Below are 16,070 nucleotides of genomic sequence, written 5' to 3' on the forward strand. Positions count from 1 at the left end.
AAACACTTTCAAACATAAATTATGATGAACTTAAAAAATCAACCGAAAAGAATCATAAGTATGGCGCTGCTGGCAGCCCTTCTCGGAGTAGGTTCCAGTGCCAACGGACAAGAATCAACTTATCAGGAGGCAAAGGGTGCCATGAAAGAGGGCTACTGGAAATTGTGGAATGATGATGTGCAGAAGCAAATCGATCAGAATATTGATAAGAATCGTAAAGCGAATGCTGTTGTACAGATTTCCAATGCTGCTTCTGGAACCAATGTTCATGTGGAGCAGATATCGCATGACTTTATCTTCGGTGCGCATATCTTTAATTACGATCAACTAGGTACGGAAGAACGAAATAAACGCTATAAAAATCTATTTGGGGATTTATTTAACTCAGCAACGATTGCTTTCTATTGGAAGAAATTTGAAATGCAACATGATCGTCCACGATTTAAAGAAGAATACTGGGATTCGGAAGATTTTTGGAATAACTCGAAAGATCCGAAGAGCCAACCACATTGGCGTCGTCCTTCGCCGGAGGCCGTTATTGAGTTTTGCGAAAGGGCCGGAGTCCGCATGCACGGACACCCGATCATTTGGGGAAATAGAAAGTGGCACCACCCAGAATGGTTAATTGATCTTGCTCCTGAAAACGAAAAGGCAATTATCAACGGCTGGTTTCCAGAAGGGGCTAAGAATAAAGACCAAGAGGATATGAGTGCTGAATATAAAAAGTTAACAGCTGATCAAATTCAACAGAGAATTCCTGGATTCTTGAAGATTATGGAAGATGAATTTGAGCGTCGTGTTGTAGAGATTGCACAATATTATGGTGATCGTATTCCGAGTTGGGACGTTGTGAATGAAAGTGCAACGGACTACTCTTTGGGCGTGATGTTGCCCGGTAAAAAGGTTACGAAAAGTCATTATGGAATTATGCCTGGTGACTACACGTTTGCTGCCTTCAAAACTGCAAAAGCTCAGTTTCCAAAGAATGTTTTGTTAAATATCAATGACTATAAGAATGATAAATCCTATTTAGATCAAACAAAGGATTTGATTAAACGGGGGATGAAGATTGATATCCTAGGTTCACAAATGCACTTATTTAATCCTAAGCAATGTCTTGATATTGCGGAGGGTGCAAATATTGAAACGCCAACCATTGTAAAAGATAAGATGAAAATCTTGAGTGAGGCCAATCTTCCAATCCACCTTAGTGAGATTACCATTACAGCGCCTGCCGATGATGAACGTGGACGTAAGATCCAAGCTGTTGTAGCAAGAAACCTTTACCGTTTGTGGTTTAGTACGGAGAAAATGATGGGTATTACTTGGTGGAATATTGTGGATGATTGCGGTGCTCCAGGTGAGCCAACAACTTCCGGACTATTCACAAGAAATATGGAACCTAAACCTTCGTATTTCGCGCTAAACGACTTAGTGAATACCGAATGGAAAACAAAGCTTGATGCGAAGGTTGAAAACAATAAGATTTCGTTCCGTGGATTCAAAGGTAAATACCGTTTAACCTGGAAAGACAAGGATGGTAATTTCCGTGAACAAATTGTGGAAATGAAAAAAGATGTCAATATCTAGATGAGGGAATCAATCAATAAGTCAAACCGCTCGTTCCCATTTAAATGGGAACTGGTTTTCTTACTTTGGGTAGCCTACTTTTTAAATCAGGGGGATCGCCAAATTTTCAATGTGGTTATCCCTTTGATTAAAGAGGATTTACAGATTAATGATGTGCAGATAGGCTGGATTGCTAGCATTTTCACGTTAGTCTATGGATTACTGGTTCCTGTTGCAGGAGTTTTGAGCGATAAGTTGGATAAGGTCAAGATTCTTTTGTTGAGCTTAGCGGTCTTCAGTATTGGCACGCTGTTAACTGGGATTGGACAAGGCGTAATCGCATTGATTATCTATCGCAGTATTGCAACAGGGGGAGGGGAAGCCTTTTATTATCCTGCTGCCAATTCATTGATAGCGAAATATCATGATAGTACGCGTGCTACTGCAATGGCTATACACCAAACAAGTCTTTACGCTGGCGTTATTTTAAGCGGATTTATTGCTGGATATCTAGGGGAACATTATGGCTGGCGCGTTGCATTTTACGTCTTTGGAGCATTTGGTATCCTGTGGGCCATCGTTATTTTTCTGCGAATGCGAAATAAACCGGCTGATAGCGTTGAACTTTCTGTGCAGCAAGAAATGAATGATTCTGCGGTACTCGATACCTTTAAACGTATTGCTTCGACGAAGACCGCGATTATGTTGAGTATCGCCTTTGGCTTTATGTGTTTTGTGAATATTGGGTATTTAACTTGGATACCAACATATCTGCATGAGAAGTACAGTTTGACATTGGCCTCTTCGGGATTAAATTCAACACTATATCACTTTTTAGGCGCTTTCTTCGGGGTGCTATTAGGGGCGAAAATCGCGGATAGATTTGCGCAATATCGAAAAACAATTCGACTAGAAATACAAGTAAGCGGATTGTTAATTGGCGCGCCATTTATCTTTTTGATTGGACAAAGTGACTCCTTGCTTTGGACCTATGTATACATGTTCGTCTTTGGTTTCTTTCGAGGAGTCTATGATTCAAATTTATTTGCCGCATTATTCGACGTGATCGAATCAAAATATCGCGCTGCAGCTACCGGCTTCATGTTATCTTTTGGCTTCGTCGTCGGTGCTTTTGCGCCCGTCTTACTCGGACATATACGGATGACAATTGATATGGCCTATGGAATTACGCTTTTGTCGATCTGCTACTTGATCGGCGCATTGATGATATTTCTAGGTCTGAAACTGTTTTTTAAGAAGGAGAATATTTCATAAAAGAATAGGATTATGATACAGGTGATAAAACGGGCCTTTGATATTATCGAGTTTATAGCATCCGATACTACAAAACCACATTCATTAAGCTCGATTGCTACTTATTTAGGTTTAAATCAAGCGACATGTGCAAATATCCTAAAGACACTTGTCGAACGTAATTACATTGAGCAGGTTGGGTTTAAAAAAGGATATAAGCTGGGTTATATGATTTATCGTTTAGGGCATATAGGCACTTTTGAAGACCAATTGCTGAAGGCGAGTATTGAGCCTATGAACCAACTTCGCCTTTTATTAAATGAAACATGCTTATTAGCGGTATTGCGAAAGCAGAATCGGGTGATTATCCACCAGTCGAATGCAGAACGTGATTTAATGGTGAAGTCAGCGATTGAAAAAAATGCATACAACAGTGCTACAGGTCGTTTTTTATTAGCGAATCTACCGGATGAAGAACTTGAGGAACATATCGAGAAGTTCGGTTTACCCAAATTGGAAGAATGGCCTGAGGCTACCAATTTGAATAAGTTCTGGGAGCAGATTAAACGGATCAGAAATGAAGGTTTCTCTAAACAAGTGACCGCTACACATATCATTGGCTTTGCTTATGGCATCAAGTCGAAAGGTCGAGTTATCGGTTCCATTAGTGTGTATTTACCATTGTCGAGACTGGTAGAACATGGCGAAAAGAATATTGTCTCGGCGACAATCAATACTGCATTAATCATTGAACAATCAATTTAAACGATATATGAAGATTATAGATTTAAGAGTAAGATGTGTTGCAATTCCATTAAAGGCGCAATTGCGCCACAATACGGGAGTTCATCCAGGTTATTTTTTAAGAACCATTTTAGAGCTTATTACTGACGAGGGGATTGTTGGACTTGGCGAAGTAGGCGGTGGCGATCAACGAGCAGCATTAATGAAATTGAAACCAAGGATCGTCGGCTTGGATCCATTTCACTTAGAAGTGATCAAAATGAAGGTCTTGCGCAGTATTTATTATTTATCCAATGCGCGCCTTTATGCTGCAATAGAAATGGCATGTTTAGATATTCAGGGGAAAATTCTTGGTCGTCCGCTTAGTGATCTTTTGGGTGGAAGAATACGTGAGGAAATTCCTTTCATCGGTTACTTGTTCTGGCGCTATGATCGTGAAGACGGCAAGCATGATCAACGTGCTGAAGATTTGGCGGATTACTGTGTTCAATTACATGAAGAACTGGGCGTAAACTCCATGAAGTTGAAAGCTGGCGTAATGGATCCGATGGAAGAAGCTAAAGTTTTGGAACTGTGTAGAAAGCAGTTGGGTGATGATTTTGGTCTTCGTATTGATCCAAACGGTGTTTGGTCTGTACAAACGGCTGTCAAAGTTGGAAAGCGTTTAGAGGATTTAAATATAGAGTATTTCGAAGATCCTTCATGGGGCTTGGAGGGAAATGCTGCGGTTCGCAAACAGATTCGCATTCCCATTGCGACAAACATGTATCCTAATAAATTCGATGATCTGGGGCCTGCAATTCGTTTAGGCGCTGTTGATATCGTATTAACCGATATCCATTATTGGGAGGGGCCCAAAGGGGTGAAAGACCTTTGTGCGGTCTGTAATACCTTCAATTTAGGTATTGCAATGCACAGCGGAGCGGAGTTTGGAATTGAGTTAGCAGCGATGTTGCATACCGCTTCAACGATTCCTCAGATGACTTTTGCGGGTGATGCGCATTATCACTACTTAACAGATGATATTATTCAAGAAGGACTATTTCAATATGTAGATGGCAAAATAAAGGTGCCTGACGGCCCTGGATTAGGGGTAAACCTCGATGAGGAGAAGATGGAGAAATATGAGCGTTTGTATGAGGAGAAAGGTGACTACTATGCACGTTTTCATGCGGATGCTTACAAACCGGATTGGTTTCCAATTGTGGGTGGAATTTAAAAGAGATATATGGATTTCGGCAATTTAAGTAATAAACGAGCATTTATAACTGGTTCATGTGAGGGCATAGGCTTTGCAATTGCAACCCTGCTCGTTGCGATGGGTTGTGAAGTTATCATCCATGATAAATCGGATGAAGAAAAATGTCGATTAGCGGCCCATAAGATTGATCCAAAAGGAAGCTTATGCAGAGAATTTGTTGTTGGGGATCTGGGTAGAATGGAAGAGTTAAATCACATACAATCACAATTGAGTAATGTCGACATACTTGTTCTCAACGCATCTACACAAAGTCGTATAGACTTTGAATTGCTCGATAAAGCAATATTTGATCAGGAAGTTAATACGAATGTTTGGTCAAGTATTGCGTTAGTGCAACGCGTTATTCCACATATGAAAGATTCAAAGTGGGGGCGTATTGTGACTTTAGGGAGCGTTCAAGAGGTGAAGCCTCATCCGAAGATGGCAATTTATGCGAGTATGAAAGCAGCAACAAGCAACTTAGTTAAGAATCTGGCTTTGCAATATGCGAGTTTGGGCATTACGGTCAACAATGTAGCGCCGGGTGTGGTTGCGACCGCTCGAAATATCGAAGCGTTGAGTAATGAAGAATATGCGGCAACAATGCTGCAAAAGATACCGATTGGCAGCTTTGCGAAACCAGAAGATTGTGCCGGGATCGTCGCATTTTTAGTATCTGAATTAGGAAATTATATCACTGGGCAAACCATCTACTGTGATGGTGGGATGAGCCTTTAATTAATAAAATCACTGACATTTATACATTTAACTATGGAAAAGAGAGATTATCCGTTGAGGAAATTTGAAGTAAATTACAATGCGCAAGAGATCGCAGAACGTTTTAAGAAGTTATATACCGGATTGGTTTATGACGCGATGGAAAGCGTAGGGTTAAAGGGACGAGCAATGGATAGCGGAGTTTACCCTTTGGTACACACGATGAAGGTGGCAGGGCATGCTTTCACTATGCACGGGAAAGCAACCCCAAATATGGATACTTATACCCATAATATCCGATTGGGATTGATGAAAAGCATGAGTGACGGCTGTATACAGATTCGAGATACGCAAGGAAATCTAAACTGTGGACAATTTGGAGAAATTAGCGCAACAGCTGCTGCTGCTGTTGGCTGTGTCGGTGCGGTAATTGATGGTTCAACAAGGGATTCGAATATTTTAATTGATATGGATTTCCCAACGTTCTGTCGCTTTAGAAACCCGGTAGAAGCCTACGGAAGGTTTATGATTGTTGATTATCAGATTCCTATTTTCGTGAAAGGGATTGATGGAATGATTGTAGTCAATCCTGGAGATTATATCTTCGGGGATAACGATGGAGTTGTTGTTGTGCCATATGAAAGAACCATTGAGATCTTAGAAATGGCGGAAGAATGGTTTGCTGCAGAAGCGAGAAGTCGTAAAGCGATGGCCGATGGTCGAGATCCTTTTGATGTCTACGACGAATACGGTAGGTTCTAAGGTTAAATAAAAAATCCTGAAGCGGGGAGCTTCAGGATTTTTACCAAACCAATTATTAACCTAAATTATGAAATTTTTACTCTTATTACTTTTGCTTTATATACCTAACGCAATTCGAGTGCCTTTCGTCTCATAGACTATTGTTATTAACACATTTTAACAAGAATCTATCGATTATCGATAAATTTAATCGGTTTTCGGCTTAATGGATTGTGTATAATCTTCTGTAATGTCACTTCTTCCTCAAAGCTTATATGAGGAGTGGCACGTAGTCGTGCTCTAAAATAATCTCTTAATTTGGCAGCAAACTCCTCCGATTGATCCGTTGAATAGATACGAATCAGAATTTCATCGGTTCCTATTTCATTGGAAGAGATTTCAATTAGGTGCAATTTTACCTCATTAAAATGGGCTACAGCATCATGCATTGCTGGCGGATACAACGTCGTTCCTTTATATTTTATCATTTGCTGCTTGCGTCCTTCTACAGGACCAAGTCTATCAGTAGTGCGTCCACAGGTGCAAGCATCGCTATATTTTCGGACTAGATCTCCTGTTTTGAAACGTAAAAGGGGCATGGCTTCAATCCCCAGCGTGGTTATCACCAACTCACCCAATTCACCCTCTGCCACGGGTTTATCATTCTCATCCAATACTTCGGTGATGATCAGCTCTGGATGTTGATGCCCACCTTGAAAGGCATCGCATTCTGTAAACGCAGCACTCATCTCTGTTGAAGCATATGTTGAATAGAGTTTGATAGGCCATTTCTCTTGGATTTTGCTTGCAAGAAGTGTTGGCTTTAAGTCCGCAGTTCGTAAAGCTTCGCCAATACAGATGACACCGCGGACAGAAGAAGCTTTGTAATCGATATTGTTCTCTTCTGCGTATTCTATCATTTTAAGAATGAATGAAGGGACCGCAATCAGGTATTTGGGTTCATAACGCAATATAGAGTCCCACTGTAAGGGTGGTACGCCAGCACCGACACGTATAATACCGGCGCCAAGTTTTCTTAGTCCTAAAAAATAAGCCATCCCGGCCATAAAACGGCGATCTATCGTGGTCATCAACTGTACTAAATCACCCTTTTCAACACCTGCACATTCAAAAGATAACAGCTCGTTATAAGCCAACCTTTCTAAATCATTTTCTGTTAATCCAAAAGTAACAGGATCGCCTAAGGTTCCTGACGTGGTAGAATAATCTCTTAGCTCTTTTTTTGGTACACAAAGGAAATCATCGTTATACAATTGAAGATCGGTTTTTGTAGTGACCGATACTTTTTGCAAATCGTCGATCGATTGAATACTCGTTAACTGAATATTTTCGGCCTTGAACTTCCGCTGATAAAATGGCGAATTACTCATCAAATATGCAATTTGCTTAATTAGCAAAGCGTTTTGGAAGGAGCGTATTTCCGCCTTTTCTTTTTTTTCTATGCTTGGAATCATGATTTCTTCTTTGCTTTTATTAAGCGCTTTTGGATATATTCTTTTGCTTTTTCTGAACTGATCTCTTTAGTCAGTACATTTTCGTAGTACTGAGCGGCTTTTTCCCAGTTGTTTTGGGAATAATAGTAGTCAGCAATTTCTTTATGTGTTAGCCAAAAATTTGGATTGCTGTCTTCGAATTGCGTTAATACTTCAGCAGACAATGATTTCTTTTGTTTTATCGCTTTTTCCAACAAGGGTAGCTGCCTTCTAAATATTAGAAAATTAGCAAAAGTATCTGTTTCTAGAAAGGGATCTGCTGGTATTTCAAGACTTTTAACCGCTTGAATCGGTTGATCACTTTTAAATATCTCTGCTAAGTTGTATGCCTCAAACGTGCCTAGTTGGTAGGGATTGTTTGAAACCCACATAATTAATTCATCTGGCTTAAATATGACTGCATGGTGTGCAATTAATTGGTTTAGCGCTTTTTCGTTTCCATAGCCGATATTACGATTGCTCATTCCAGTAACATCTCTTAGAATCGGAGCCAAGTCTTTAGGTTCATATGTTCTGTTCGACTTTATGGATTCTTTAAGTTTATCTAGGCGGTATTGACTGTGCGAGCTTGAAATATGTGCTTGATTTCTTTTATCTTTACTATAGGTTGCTGACTGAAAATGATTGGTACAGAAAAGAATATCATTCTCGACAGTGTATACATCGAAACGCTTTGGACTGATTTCAATATTAACCGCTTTATTATCTTCGGACGATCCGATTAAGAGTGATTCTGCTACAAATACTTTAAACTCCTTTGCAATATTAATTGCTTCATCTATGTTCTTCGCATGCTGTAAAATTGTTCTCGCAACAATGGATATAGGTGTTTTCCCACTTAGCGGGATGTGTGATTTCCCCGCATTTAAGCTGATCGTCAATCCTTTTTCATTCATTCCTGAGACAACACCTACCATTCCTGGCCAAGAAACAGCTGCGAAATTATAGCCCTCCGAGGGTTTGATAAACTCGATAATCTTATTTTCAGCAAAGTCCTCGTTGATATAGAAGTCGAAATTCCGAGCAATCAATAATTGCCCGTCTGACGTATGCTGATCCCATAGGGCTACGCTTGAACAGCCGACAAGCATCAAATCCTGCATAGCATGCCCAATATCGTGAGCGCCATGTAGAAGTAAGCTGCGCTCATATTTTGTGCCTATATGCTTCCATTTCTCATTTGCATTTAGCGATAAACCGAAGATCTCTTGTCGATATGATAGAGGTATTTCCGTCAGGATATCTTTATGGTACCATTTTAGAAATTTAACAAGAAATCGTTGCCTTTTCGGATTGGGGATATATTCGGCCATCTTCTTGAAAAATACATCTTCTTGGTTTTGGAACAAGGTCTGCGTTATTTTTCCCTTTTTGTATCCCAGTTCAAAATCATTGCCTTCAATCCGCAATTGCCAATTTCCATAAGGCGAGCGGTTCAGTTGATCATGTTTGTCAAAGATTACACTCGAACTGTCAAATTGCTCATTAAACCGTGATGTTTCGTTTTTTAAGCCCTTAATTGAGCCGCAAGAACTAAAGAGGAGGAACACGCAGAAGAGAAACAGGAACCTAGTCATGCTGCACAGTCTTTAAGAATTCGTCGAAGAACCCGTCTCTGCCTAAGATCTCTCCAGCTGCAAGAAAAGCGGAAATGGTAACCCCAAGAATGCCATGCATCCGCACATCTTGACCTGTTAAAAAAAGATTGCTGACTTTTGTTTTCGGAGAAATCAGACTGCTCAGCGGATCGGAAGCGAGCTTCTCAATACCGTACATACTCCCGCTTGATGTGCCTATATAATCTCTGTAGGTTAGTGGAGTAGAAGTGTATATGGATTTAATATTATTTTGTATATCAGGAATATATGTTGAAAGTGTGGCGATCATTTCACTTGCTACCTTCGCTTTAAATGTCTCGTATTCTTCCCCTCGGAAATGCGGGTCTTTCACGGTATTGGATGTATCCTTCCAAGCTTTCACATTGGAAAAATCCATATAACTAAGCATTGATATGCTACTAGCGTAGGTTTGATTTACTTCCTGCGGACTGCAACTAATCATCATGGATTTGGGCTTTTGCCCTAACCAATTCGACTCATAGGAAAAGACATCTTCTGGGCTTTCGAAGTGATAAATGTTATGATTAAAATAGGGGACACTGTTTTCTTTTAGCGTAATGTGTGTAGAAAACGCAGAGGGCCCTTCTTTAAGCCTTTCTAAGCGCCTAATATAAGGCTTGTTGGTGTTTGTGTGGTCAAAGAGTTTAAAGAGCTTTAGAACGCTTAAATTGGATACAAACAGTTCTGCGGTATATTTGTAATCCTTAGTCTCACAGCTTTCGATGGCATTCCCATCAAAATTTAGTTTTTCGACTTCCTGATAAGTATAAAGCTTTGCTCCATGCTTTCTTAACTGTTTTGTTAATGCTTTGCTGATTTGGCTACCTCCTCGGATACAACGCCAAGCACTCTGAATGTAGGAGTTAATGATTAACGCGTGCATGTAAAATGGGGAATCAGCATGTAAACCATAAAGGAATCCGTTACCGAGTAGCACCGCCTGTAGCTTTTTGTTCGTCGTTAGGCGAGAAATAACGCTAATGCAGCTATCCTTCATAATCTCAGCATCATAGCCATAGCCCTTGTCAAGTTGATACAAGGGAAATTTACTGCAATAATATTTCAGGGTTTCAATATATTCTTCAATCGCTTCCCGTTCCTCTGGAAACACTTTGCTGAGTTGTTCGATAAAGTTTTCATGATCTTGCGCTTGCGGATATGCCGTTGCATCATCCTTAAACCGAATAATATCGAAATGATCTTTGTCTAACTGTTCAAATTGGATATCTGCTAGTATATCTAGGTAACGCCAATATTGGTTAAGATTTTCATTTTTACCTAAAGAACCGATATAATGTACGCCAGAATCGAAGATCTCTCTATCACGAACGAAGGTTTGTAAGTTTCCCCCATATTGGTTATTTTTCTCCAATATGCAGACTTTCTTGCCGGATTTAGCCAGGAGTAGCCCTGTTACTAAGCCCCCGAGTCCGCTTCCCATCACGACAACATCGAAATGTCTAATTTCCTTCATATCGCTCATAAATCTGATAATTAGATTCTTCATGTTGAAGCTTGAAACCTGGAAATTTAGCTTGGTATGTACAACAAACCATTACTATTCGTTCAATTTGATCCGGAATATTCTCTTGAAATTCTGTTAAAGCAGATAGCAAGAGAACCTTCTGGCTTTGCCAAACTTGATCGATTGTTTCGACGTATTGTATGTCAAACTTATTGACGATAAAGCTCGCTTTCGCTATAGCTCGATGCTCGGTGTTGATATTGAAGCTGCGTATTTTTCTTCCTGCAAATTGATGTACTAATAGAAAATCAAGCTGGCCGTAATCTGAAGTGATATGTGCTATTTTCTCCTTCTCTCCGAATTCTTTAAATAGTTTATAATAAATACTATTATGCTTTCTGAAGTCTTTTTTTACTTGAGATAGGATATAAGCATCTTTATATCGATAATTCAAGAACAGCTTTTGTTTAAAGTAGTTTTCATCTTCATTTTGGAGTCTAATTGCTTTAAAGGACTCGCGAAAATATAACGCAATGTTTTTAGATCGTTGTGCGTAGTTTTCTCCAAAACTCAAATCACTTGGATCGATTGGCTCTCCAACATGGATATCAAATATGCCATCATAGATAATGAAATCGCCTTTTGGCAGTGCTTCTGCGTTTCCATGCAGGTAAACGGGGGTGATTGGCATTTGCAGCTCTTCTGACAAGTAGAAGGCTCCTTTATGGAATCTATGGATTTCTGATGTTCTAGATCGCGTGCCTTCAGGAAAAATGGCGATAGAAAAGGTTTCTCCAATTCTATTTTTCAGTTGATCCATTTGTCCTTCGATCCCTGCTGATGTCGATAAAAAGCCTAAAAATCGAACTGCGCGACCAAATACAGGAGAGCGATATACCCAGTCATTGACTAAGAAAACGATTCTAGAGTAGAGTCTGCCAATGCTCAGGCTATCGAGGAAAGAGCTATGATTCGCAATAATGATACTAGGCTTGTCATTTGATATTCGCTCGCCACGGAAGGTACGGTTGCTCTTTTGAAATTTTAGAAATAGAACCGAACGCATATACCAAGACATCCATTTTGAAAACAGAAGTTGCTTGTTCAGTTTTGACATCGGAAGTATCCAGAACAGCCCGCGAATTAAAATTGAAACGAAAATACTAGCAATTGCAAAGTACGCGAATAAGAGTATGCTTTGAACGAGTAATCGTAAGTTTATTGGCGATAGTCCTTTTTTTATCCTGTTAAAAAACAGGAATTTGAATAGAATAGGGTAAAGTACAAATGTAACCAATACAGCGACGCTAACACCAATTAATGCAACCGAGGATATGGATTTAAGTGCGGGGTGCTTTGCAAAAATCAACGCTCCAATGGCGAGAATAGTTGTCAGTACAGCAAGGATAATGGAAGTTCGATAAATTGCCATCTCATCTTTTCCATTAGTATATTGCTTTTGAAGCGCACTGGTCATAAAGATGGTAAAGTCAATTCCATGTCCAAATATGAGGGTACAGACAATCGTGCTAAAGATATTAAATGGCACCTGTAATACACCCATCAAGCCAGCGGTAATAAAGCCGGTTAATGCAATAGGGATGGAGGCAACGATTACAAGTTCGATGCGCTTATAAAATATAAACAAGATTAAGAAGACAGCGATAAAAGAGTAGCTTACCAAACTATTGAAGTCTTTAATCAAATAACCTAAATACTGCTCATTCAATGCTTGACGATCAATAAGCAACATAGGTTTATTTGCTATCGTCTTTTCGAAATGGCTGACGAACTGATCTCGATCCTTGGGCCTAATAGAAACTAAAGTTGAAAGCAGTAATTGTTCCTTCTTTCCATGCACAAACTCCCGATAAAATTGTTCATTGAAGGTTTTTATTGAATCTAGACTGACGGTTGAGTAATCGCTAGTTAATCCATCATAGAATGCCTGATGCGTTTTTGGAAGAAAGCCTTTTGCGACACTAGCTTCTTCAATTACGGCTATGGTTGATTGCGACCTTCCATTTGCCCAGAATTGTTGCCAGCGTTCAATTGCGGCTATTTGTTTTTTGTGGCTTGGGATTAAGCTACTAATCGACTGAACGCTAATAATAGCATCTTGTTGCTTGAGGTTTGCCAGTAAGTCTTCGTTATTTTGTAAGACTTCTTCCTCGTTTTTCCCATAGTTAACGATAAAAAGACTCTTTAGTACTTCCTGTCCCTGATTGAGCGCTTTTTCAGCTAAAGCTTGATCCTTTGGAATATAGTTAATTTTTGATAAATCTCCATCAAATCCGACGCGATGATAAGTAAATAAGCTAACAATCAACAGTAGTAAGGAGATGGATATTAAGATTTTATTCTTTTCGAAGGGATAGCCTGCTATCCGGTCTATCGTATGCGCGTGCTTAATCTCTTTACCTTTATACACATGAGGCAGGATAATCAGTGTGAAAATTGCCGTCGCGACAACCGCGATACTCGCAAAAATACCAAGATCAATTAGTGCTTCAGACCGAACAAATAATAAGCATAGAAAGGCGATTGCTGTGGTTGAACTACTCATCAATAGCGGCTTGGAGACATCTTTAAAGAGCTCCTTCTGATTTGCATTACCCTTCGCATGCGTTAGAAAATGAAGGGCATAATCGATCGTTATACCAATCAATATTGCTGAAATGGATAAAGATATCGCGGAAATCTCTGATCGCACGAAATACAAGCAGATAATGCCTAATAAACCACCAAATACAGAGGGAATCATAACGATAATCGGCACAAGCCAATTTCTATAGTAGAATATAAGCATGAGCATCAACAGTGTCACTGAGATAGCAACGGTCGTTAGAATATCTTGCTTAATTTGTTTAGCATTCGCAACAGCGATAAATGCGGAACCAAAGTAGGAGGTTTCTACTTGCGCATATTGCGTATTTAGCTTGGATTGAATCTCCCGTAGCTTTTCAACAAAGACTTCATTGTTCTTTGTTTCTGCCCCTCCAAATTTGGGGTTGATAAAAAGAAATAACTTGGTCTTGTCTTTAGAAAATAGAAAACCCTCGTCAAAAACATAGTTAGTGCCGCCTTGAAACTGATGCAATTTGTTTAGCGCCAAGAATGATAGCTGCAAAGGATCATGAACAATAACATCTTTCATAAAAGCGCCACCAGTCCCCATTAATGCTTCATAATTTCGACTTACTTGCTGCTCAATACTATCTCTCTCTATTTTTTTCTCGATGACTTGATAATCCGCGTCGTTTAAATAAATCGGAAGATGCTGGAAGATAAATTGAAATGACCGATTAAAAAGATCTTCGTCGAGTACTCCTTGAATATCATGGTAATATGGCTGTAGATGAACTACCGTATCTAAAAATGATTGAGCAGCCTCTCGTAAGTCGTCTTCATTGGCCTTGTCATTCTTACTAAAAATAACGGCTATTTTATCCGTGAAAGACATCTGCTGTACGATACTTGAAGCAGTAGCTGTCGAATCATCAATTGGAATAACTTTATTGATATCCTCATTGAATTTGATCTGTTTGATCACAAAAGCAGAAGCGATGAGAAACAGGAATGCAATGAGTAAAGCGATCTTAGGATGCTTATGAATCAGCTTATAAATGTGGAAGAAACTATTCGACATGCTTTTTCGCTTTTCGGCTGGAAGATTTCAAAATAATGTAGAAGACCAAACCAATGCTTACAGATGCAAAAATAGCTAAAAGAAAACTGCCTAGCACATATTGCAGTAGATGAATTTTGATTGATTCTGTATTAAAATGGTCGAAATCAATAAGAATGGGCTGTTCCGATGGAACAAGAAAGCTTCCGATATGCAAAGCAACAAAGACAATGATTGGAATGAACGGAGGAATGCTAATATTGGATCCTAGAAACGCTAGTGCTTTATTCCAACGCAAGGCGACGGCAATACTGATGCATAGAAAGGTTTGGAATCCCCAAGCGGGAATAATTCCTATAAAAACCCCCATTGCGAGTGATAAAGCTTTGATTTCATCGCTATCGCCCGTTTGCAGGATATCTTCTTTTAGGAATTTGTTAAAGCTTTTTTTTTTAGCTTTCTAAAGAAATTACGTGGCTTGATATAAAGTAGGGTGACAATGACTAAAAGCGTATTCAGTATCGAGATTCGCGTAAAGTCTTGGAAAGGTCGGAAATGAGAGACCCGTTCTTTTGGGTCATATAAAACCTTGACAGGGATGTTTTTAACGGTTATATCGTTCCAAGCTGTCCGTACTATGATTTCTATTTCGAATTCGAACTTATTGGTGTAGAGTTTCTTAGGAAGATGTTTTAACGGATACAGACGGTATCCAGATTGAGTGTCTTCTAATCGAATACCTGTTTCGAACCAAAACCAAAAGTTTGAAAAGCGATTTCCAAAGCTGCTTTTCCCTGGAATACCTGCTTGTTCCATATCGCGGTTTCCAATGAGTAAAACTGGCTCGCTATGCTTTTTGAGTTCTGCTAAGATGACGGGGATATCATCTGGGTAATGTTGACCATCAGAATCAATACTGATAGCATAGTCAAATCCATCGATTAAGGCTTGTTTAAAGCCTGCCTGAAGAGCTTTTCCTTTACCAAGATTTTCCGGCTGTTGAATAATCTGAATCTCGCTATAAGAAGCCAAGATTGATGAAGTTTCATCGGTGCTTCCATCATTTACGACATATACATCAGGGAGAAAATTCAAAACCCCATCAATGACCCTTTTCAATGTTTTCGCATTGTTGTAGGTCGGGATGATGACACATACTCGATATATTAAGTCCGTATTCTCCAATATTGTTAAGCGCTAAGCAAAGCTGAAATTTTGAAAGCTAAGGTGTCTCCGAATTGTGCATGCCCCGTAATCTTAAATACAGTAGGTGTTTCACTTTTAATCTGAAAATCAATATGTATTTCAGGATCGGTAAAAGGGTTTATAAGCGCCGTAAATTTGATGTTTTTGCAAGATTTAATCGTTAAAGATTTCTGTGTCGCTTCTTCAGCCAATTCCTTACATATTTGCAACATGCAGACCCCTGGAGTTACTGGATTTTCGGGGAAATGTCCTTGAAAAATAGGATGCTCAGCGTTCAATTTAATATGTGCTTGCACATGTTCGCTTGAAATATTACTGGGTAATAAGCTATAAAAATCAGGGATCAGCATAGAATTCATCATTATTCAGCTAA

At 39.4% G+C, this 16,070-nt stretch carries 13 protein-coding genes; 6 read left to right on the top strand and 7 right to left on the bottom strand.

Features of this window, described 5'->3' with window-relative positions; genetic code table 11:
* Positions 1-21 precede the first annotated feature (21 nt).
* Genes GFH32_RS06060 through GFH32_RS06085 form a run of 6 tightly spaced genes read left to right on the top strand, consistent with a single transcriptional unit; the run spans position 22 to position 6,286 of the window.
* The gene (locus tag GFH32_RS06060) at positions 22-1,590 is read left to right on the top strand and encodes an endo-1,4-beta-xylanase (protein WP_202111189.1); all 1,569 of its coding nucleotides are present in this window, start codon (positions 22-24) and stop codon (positions 1,588-1,590) included.
* Entirely contained in the window at positions 1,591-2,844 is a 1,254-nt protein-coding gene (locus tag GFH32_RS06065) for an MFS transporter (protein ID WP_153510232.1), read from the top strand. It begins immediately after the preceding gene.
* A 12-nt stretch (positions 2,845-2,856) separates the two neighbouring features.
* Entirely contained in the window at positions 2,857-3,588 is a 732-nt protein-coding gene (locus tag GFH32_RS06070) for an IclR family transcriptional regulator (RefSeq protein ID WP_153510233.1), read from the top strand.
* 7 nt (positions 3,589-3,595) lie between these two features.
* Complete coding sequence (locus GFH32_RS06075) at positions 3,596-4,786, top strand: enolase C-terminal domain-like protein (protein ID WP_153510234.1); 1,191 nt, start codon at positions 3,596-3,598, stop codon at positions 4,784-4,786.
* 9 nt (positions 4,787-4,795) lie between these two features.
* Positions 4,796-5,545 (top strand): SDR family NAD(P)-dependent oxidoreductase, encoded by a 750-nt coding sequence (locus tag GFH32_RS06080; RefSeq protein WP_153510235.1) that lies wholly within the window; start codon positions 4,796-4,798, stop codon positions 5,543-5,545.
* 33 nt (positions 5,546-5,578) lie between these two features.
* Entirely contained in the window at positions 5,579-6,286 is a 708-nt protein-coding gene (locus GFH32_RS06085) for an RraA family protein (protein ID WP_153510236.1), read from the top strand.
* A 167-nt stretch (positions 6,287-6,453) separates the two neighbouring features.
* Here GFH32_RS06085 and GFH32_RS06090 read toward each other — a convergent pair whose 3' ends face one another.
* From GFH32_RS06090 to GFH32_RS06115, 7 genes are read right to left on the bottom strand one after another with little or no spacing between them, the layout of a single operon-like run.
* A complete protein-coding gene (locus GFH32_RS06090; RefSeq protein ID WP_153510238.1) occupies positions 6,454-7,740 on the bottom strand; it encodes a phenylacetate--CoA ligase family protein in 1,287 nt (428 codons plus the stop codon).
* Positions 7,737-9,356: a C45 family peptidase gene (locus tag GFH32_RS06095; RefSeq protein WP_153510240.1), complete on the bottom strand. Its 1,620-nt coding sequence runs from the start codon at positions 9,354-9,356 to the stop codon at positions 7,737-7,739. The genes GFH32_RS06090 and GFH32_RS06095 overlap by 4 nt, the downstream gene beginning before the upstream one ends.
* Complete coding sequence (locus tag GFH32_RS06100) at positions 9,349-10,872, bottom strand: phytoene desaturase family protein (RefSeq protein ID WP_194285676.1); 1,524 nt, start codon at positions 10,870-10,872, stop codon at positions 9,349-9,351. Before GFH32_RS06100 ends, GFH32_RS06095 begins: the two co-directional genes overlap by 8 nt.
* On the bottom strand, positions 10,859-14,512 hold the full coding sequence (locus tag GFH32_RS06105; RefSeq protein WP_153510244.1) for a 1-acyl-sn-glycerol-3-phosphate acyltransferase: 3,654 nt from the start codon (positions 14,510-14,512) through the stop codon (positions 10,859-10,861). Before GFH32_RS06105 ends, GFH32_RS06100 begins: the two co-directional genes overlap by 14 nt.
* Entirely contained in the window at positions 14,502-14,909 is a 408-nt protein-coding gene (locus GFH32_RS18350; RefSeq protein WP_228384251.1) for a DUF2062 domain-containing protein, read from the bottom strand. The genes GFH32_RS06105 and GFH32_RS18350 overlap by 11 nt, the downstream gene beginning before the upstream one ends.
* Before the next feature lie 8 nt (positions 14,910-14,917).
* Positions 14,918-15,676, bottom strand: coding sequence for a glycosyltransferase family 2 protein (locus GFH32_RS18355; RefSeq protein ID WP_202111190.1), 759 nt, complete (start codon positions 15,674-15,676; stop codon positions 14,918-14,920).
* A 5-nt stretch (positions 15,677-15,681) separates the two neighbouring features.
* Positions 15,682-16,059: a 3-hydroxyacyl-ACP dehydratase gene (locus GFH32_RS06115; protein ID WP_153510246.1), complete on the bottom strand. Its 378-nt coding sequence runs from the start codon at positions 16,057-16,059 to the stop codon at positions 15,682-15,684.
* Between the last annotated feature and the right edge of the window lie 11 nt (positions 16,060-16,070).

The sequence above is a fragment of the Sphingobacteruim zhuxiongii genome, from assembly GCF_009557615.1.
Lineage (GTDB): Bacteria > Bacteroidota > Bacteroidia > Sphingobacteriales > Sphingobacteriaceae > Sphingobacterium > Sphingobacterium zhuxiongii.

Bases quoted from the DNA above. Each gene is read 5' to 3' on its own strand.
- GFH32_RS06060 (WP_202111189.1), top strand. From the start codon at position 22: ATGATGAACTTAAAAAATCAACCGAAAAGAATCATAAGTATGGCGCTG.
- GFH32_RS06065 (WP_153510232.1), top strand. From the start codon at position 1,591: ATGAGGGAATCAATCAATAAGTCAAACCGCTCGTTCCCATTTAAATGG.
- GFH32_RS06070 (WP_153510233.1), top strand. From the start codon at position 2,857: ATGATACAGGTGATAAAACGGGCCTTTGATATTATCGAGTTTATAGCA.
- GFH32_RS06075 (WP_153510234.1), top strand. From the start codon at position 3,596: ATGAAGATTATAGATTTAAGAGTAAGATGTGTTGCAATTCCATTAAAG.
- GFH32_RS06080 (WP_153510235.1), top strand. From the start codon at position 4,796: ATGGATTTCGGCAATTTAAGTAATAAACGAGCATTTATAACTGGTTCA.
- GFH32_RS06085 (WP_153510236.1), top strand. From the start codon at position 5,579: ATGGAAAAGAGAGATTATCCGTTGAGGAAATTTGAAGTAAATTACAAT.
- GFH32_RS06090 (WP_153510238.1), bottom strand. From the start codon at position 7,740: ATGATTCCAAGCATAGAAAAAAAAGAAAAGGCGGAAATACGCTCCTTC.
- GFH32_RS06095 (WP_153510240.1), bottom strand. From the start codon at position 9,356: ATGACTAGGTTCCTGTTTCTCTTCTGCGTGTTCCTCCTCTTTAGTTCT.
- GFH32_RS06100 (WP_194285676.1), bottom strand. From the start codon at position 10,872: ATGAAGGAAATTAGACATTTCGATGTTGTCGTGATGGGAAGCGGACTC.
- GFH32_RS06105 (WP_153510244.1), bottom strand. From the start codon at position 14,512: ATGTCGAATAGTTTCTTCCACATTTATAAGCTGATTCATAAGCATCCT.
- GFH32_RS06115 (WP_153510246.1), bottom strand. From the start codon at position 16,059: ATGATGAATTCTATGCTGATCCCTGATTTTTATAGCTTATTACCCAGT.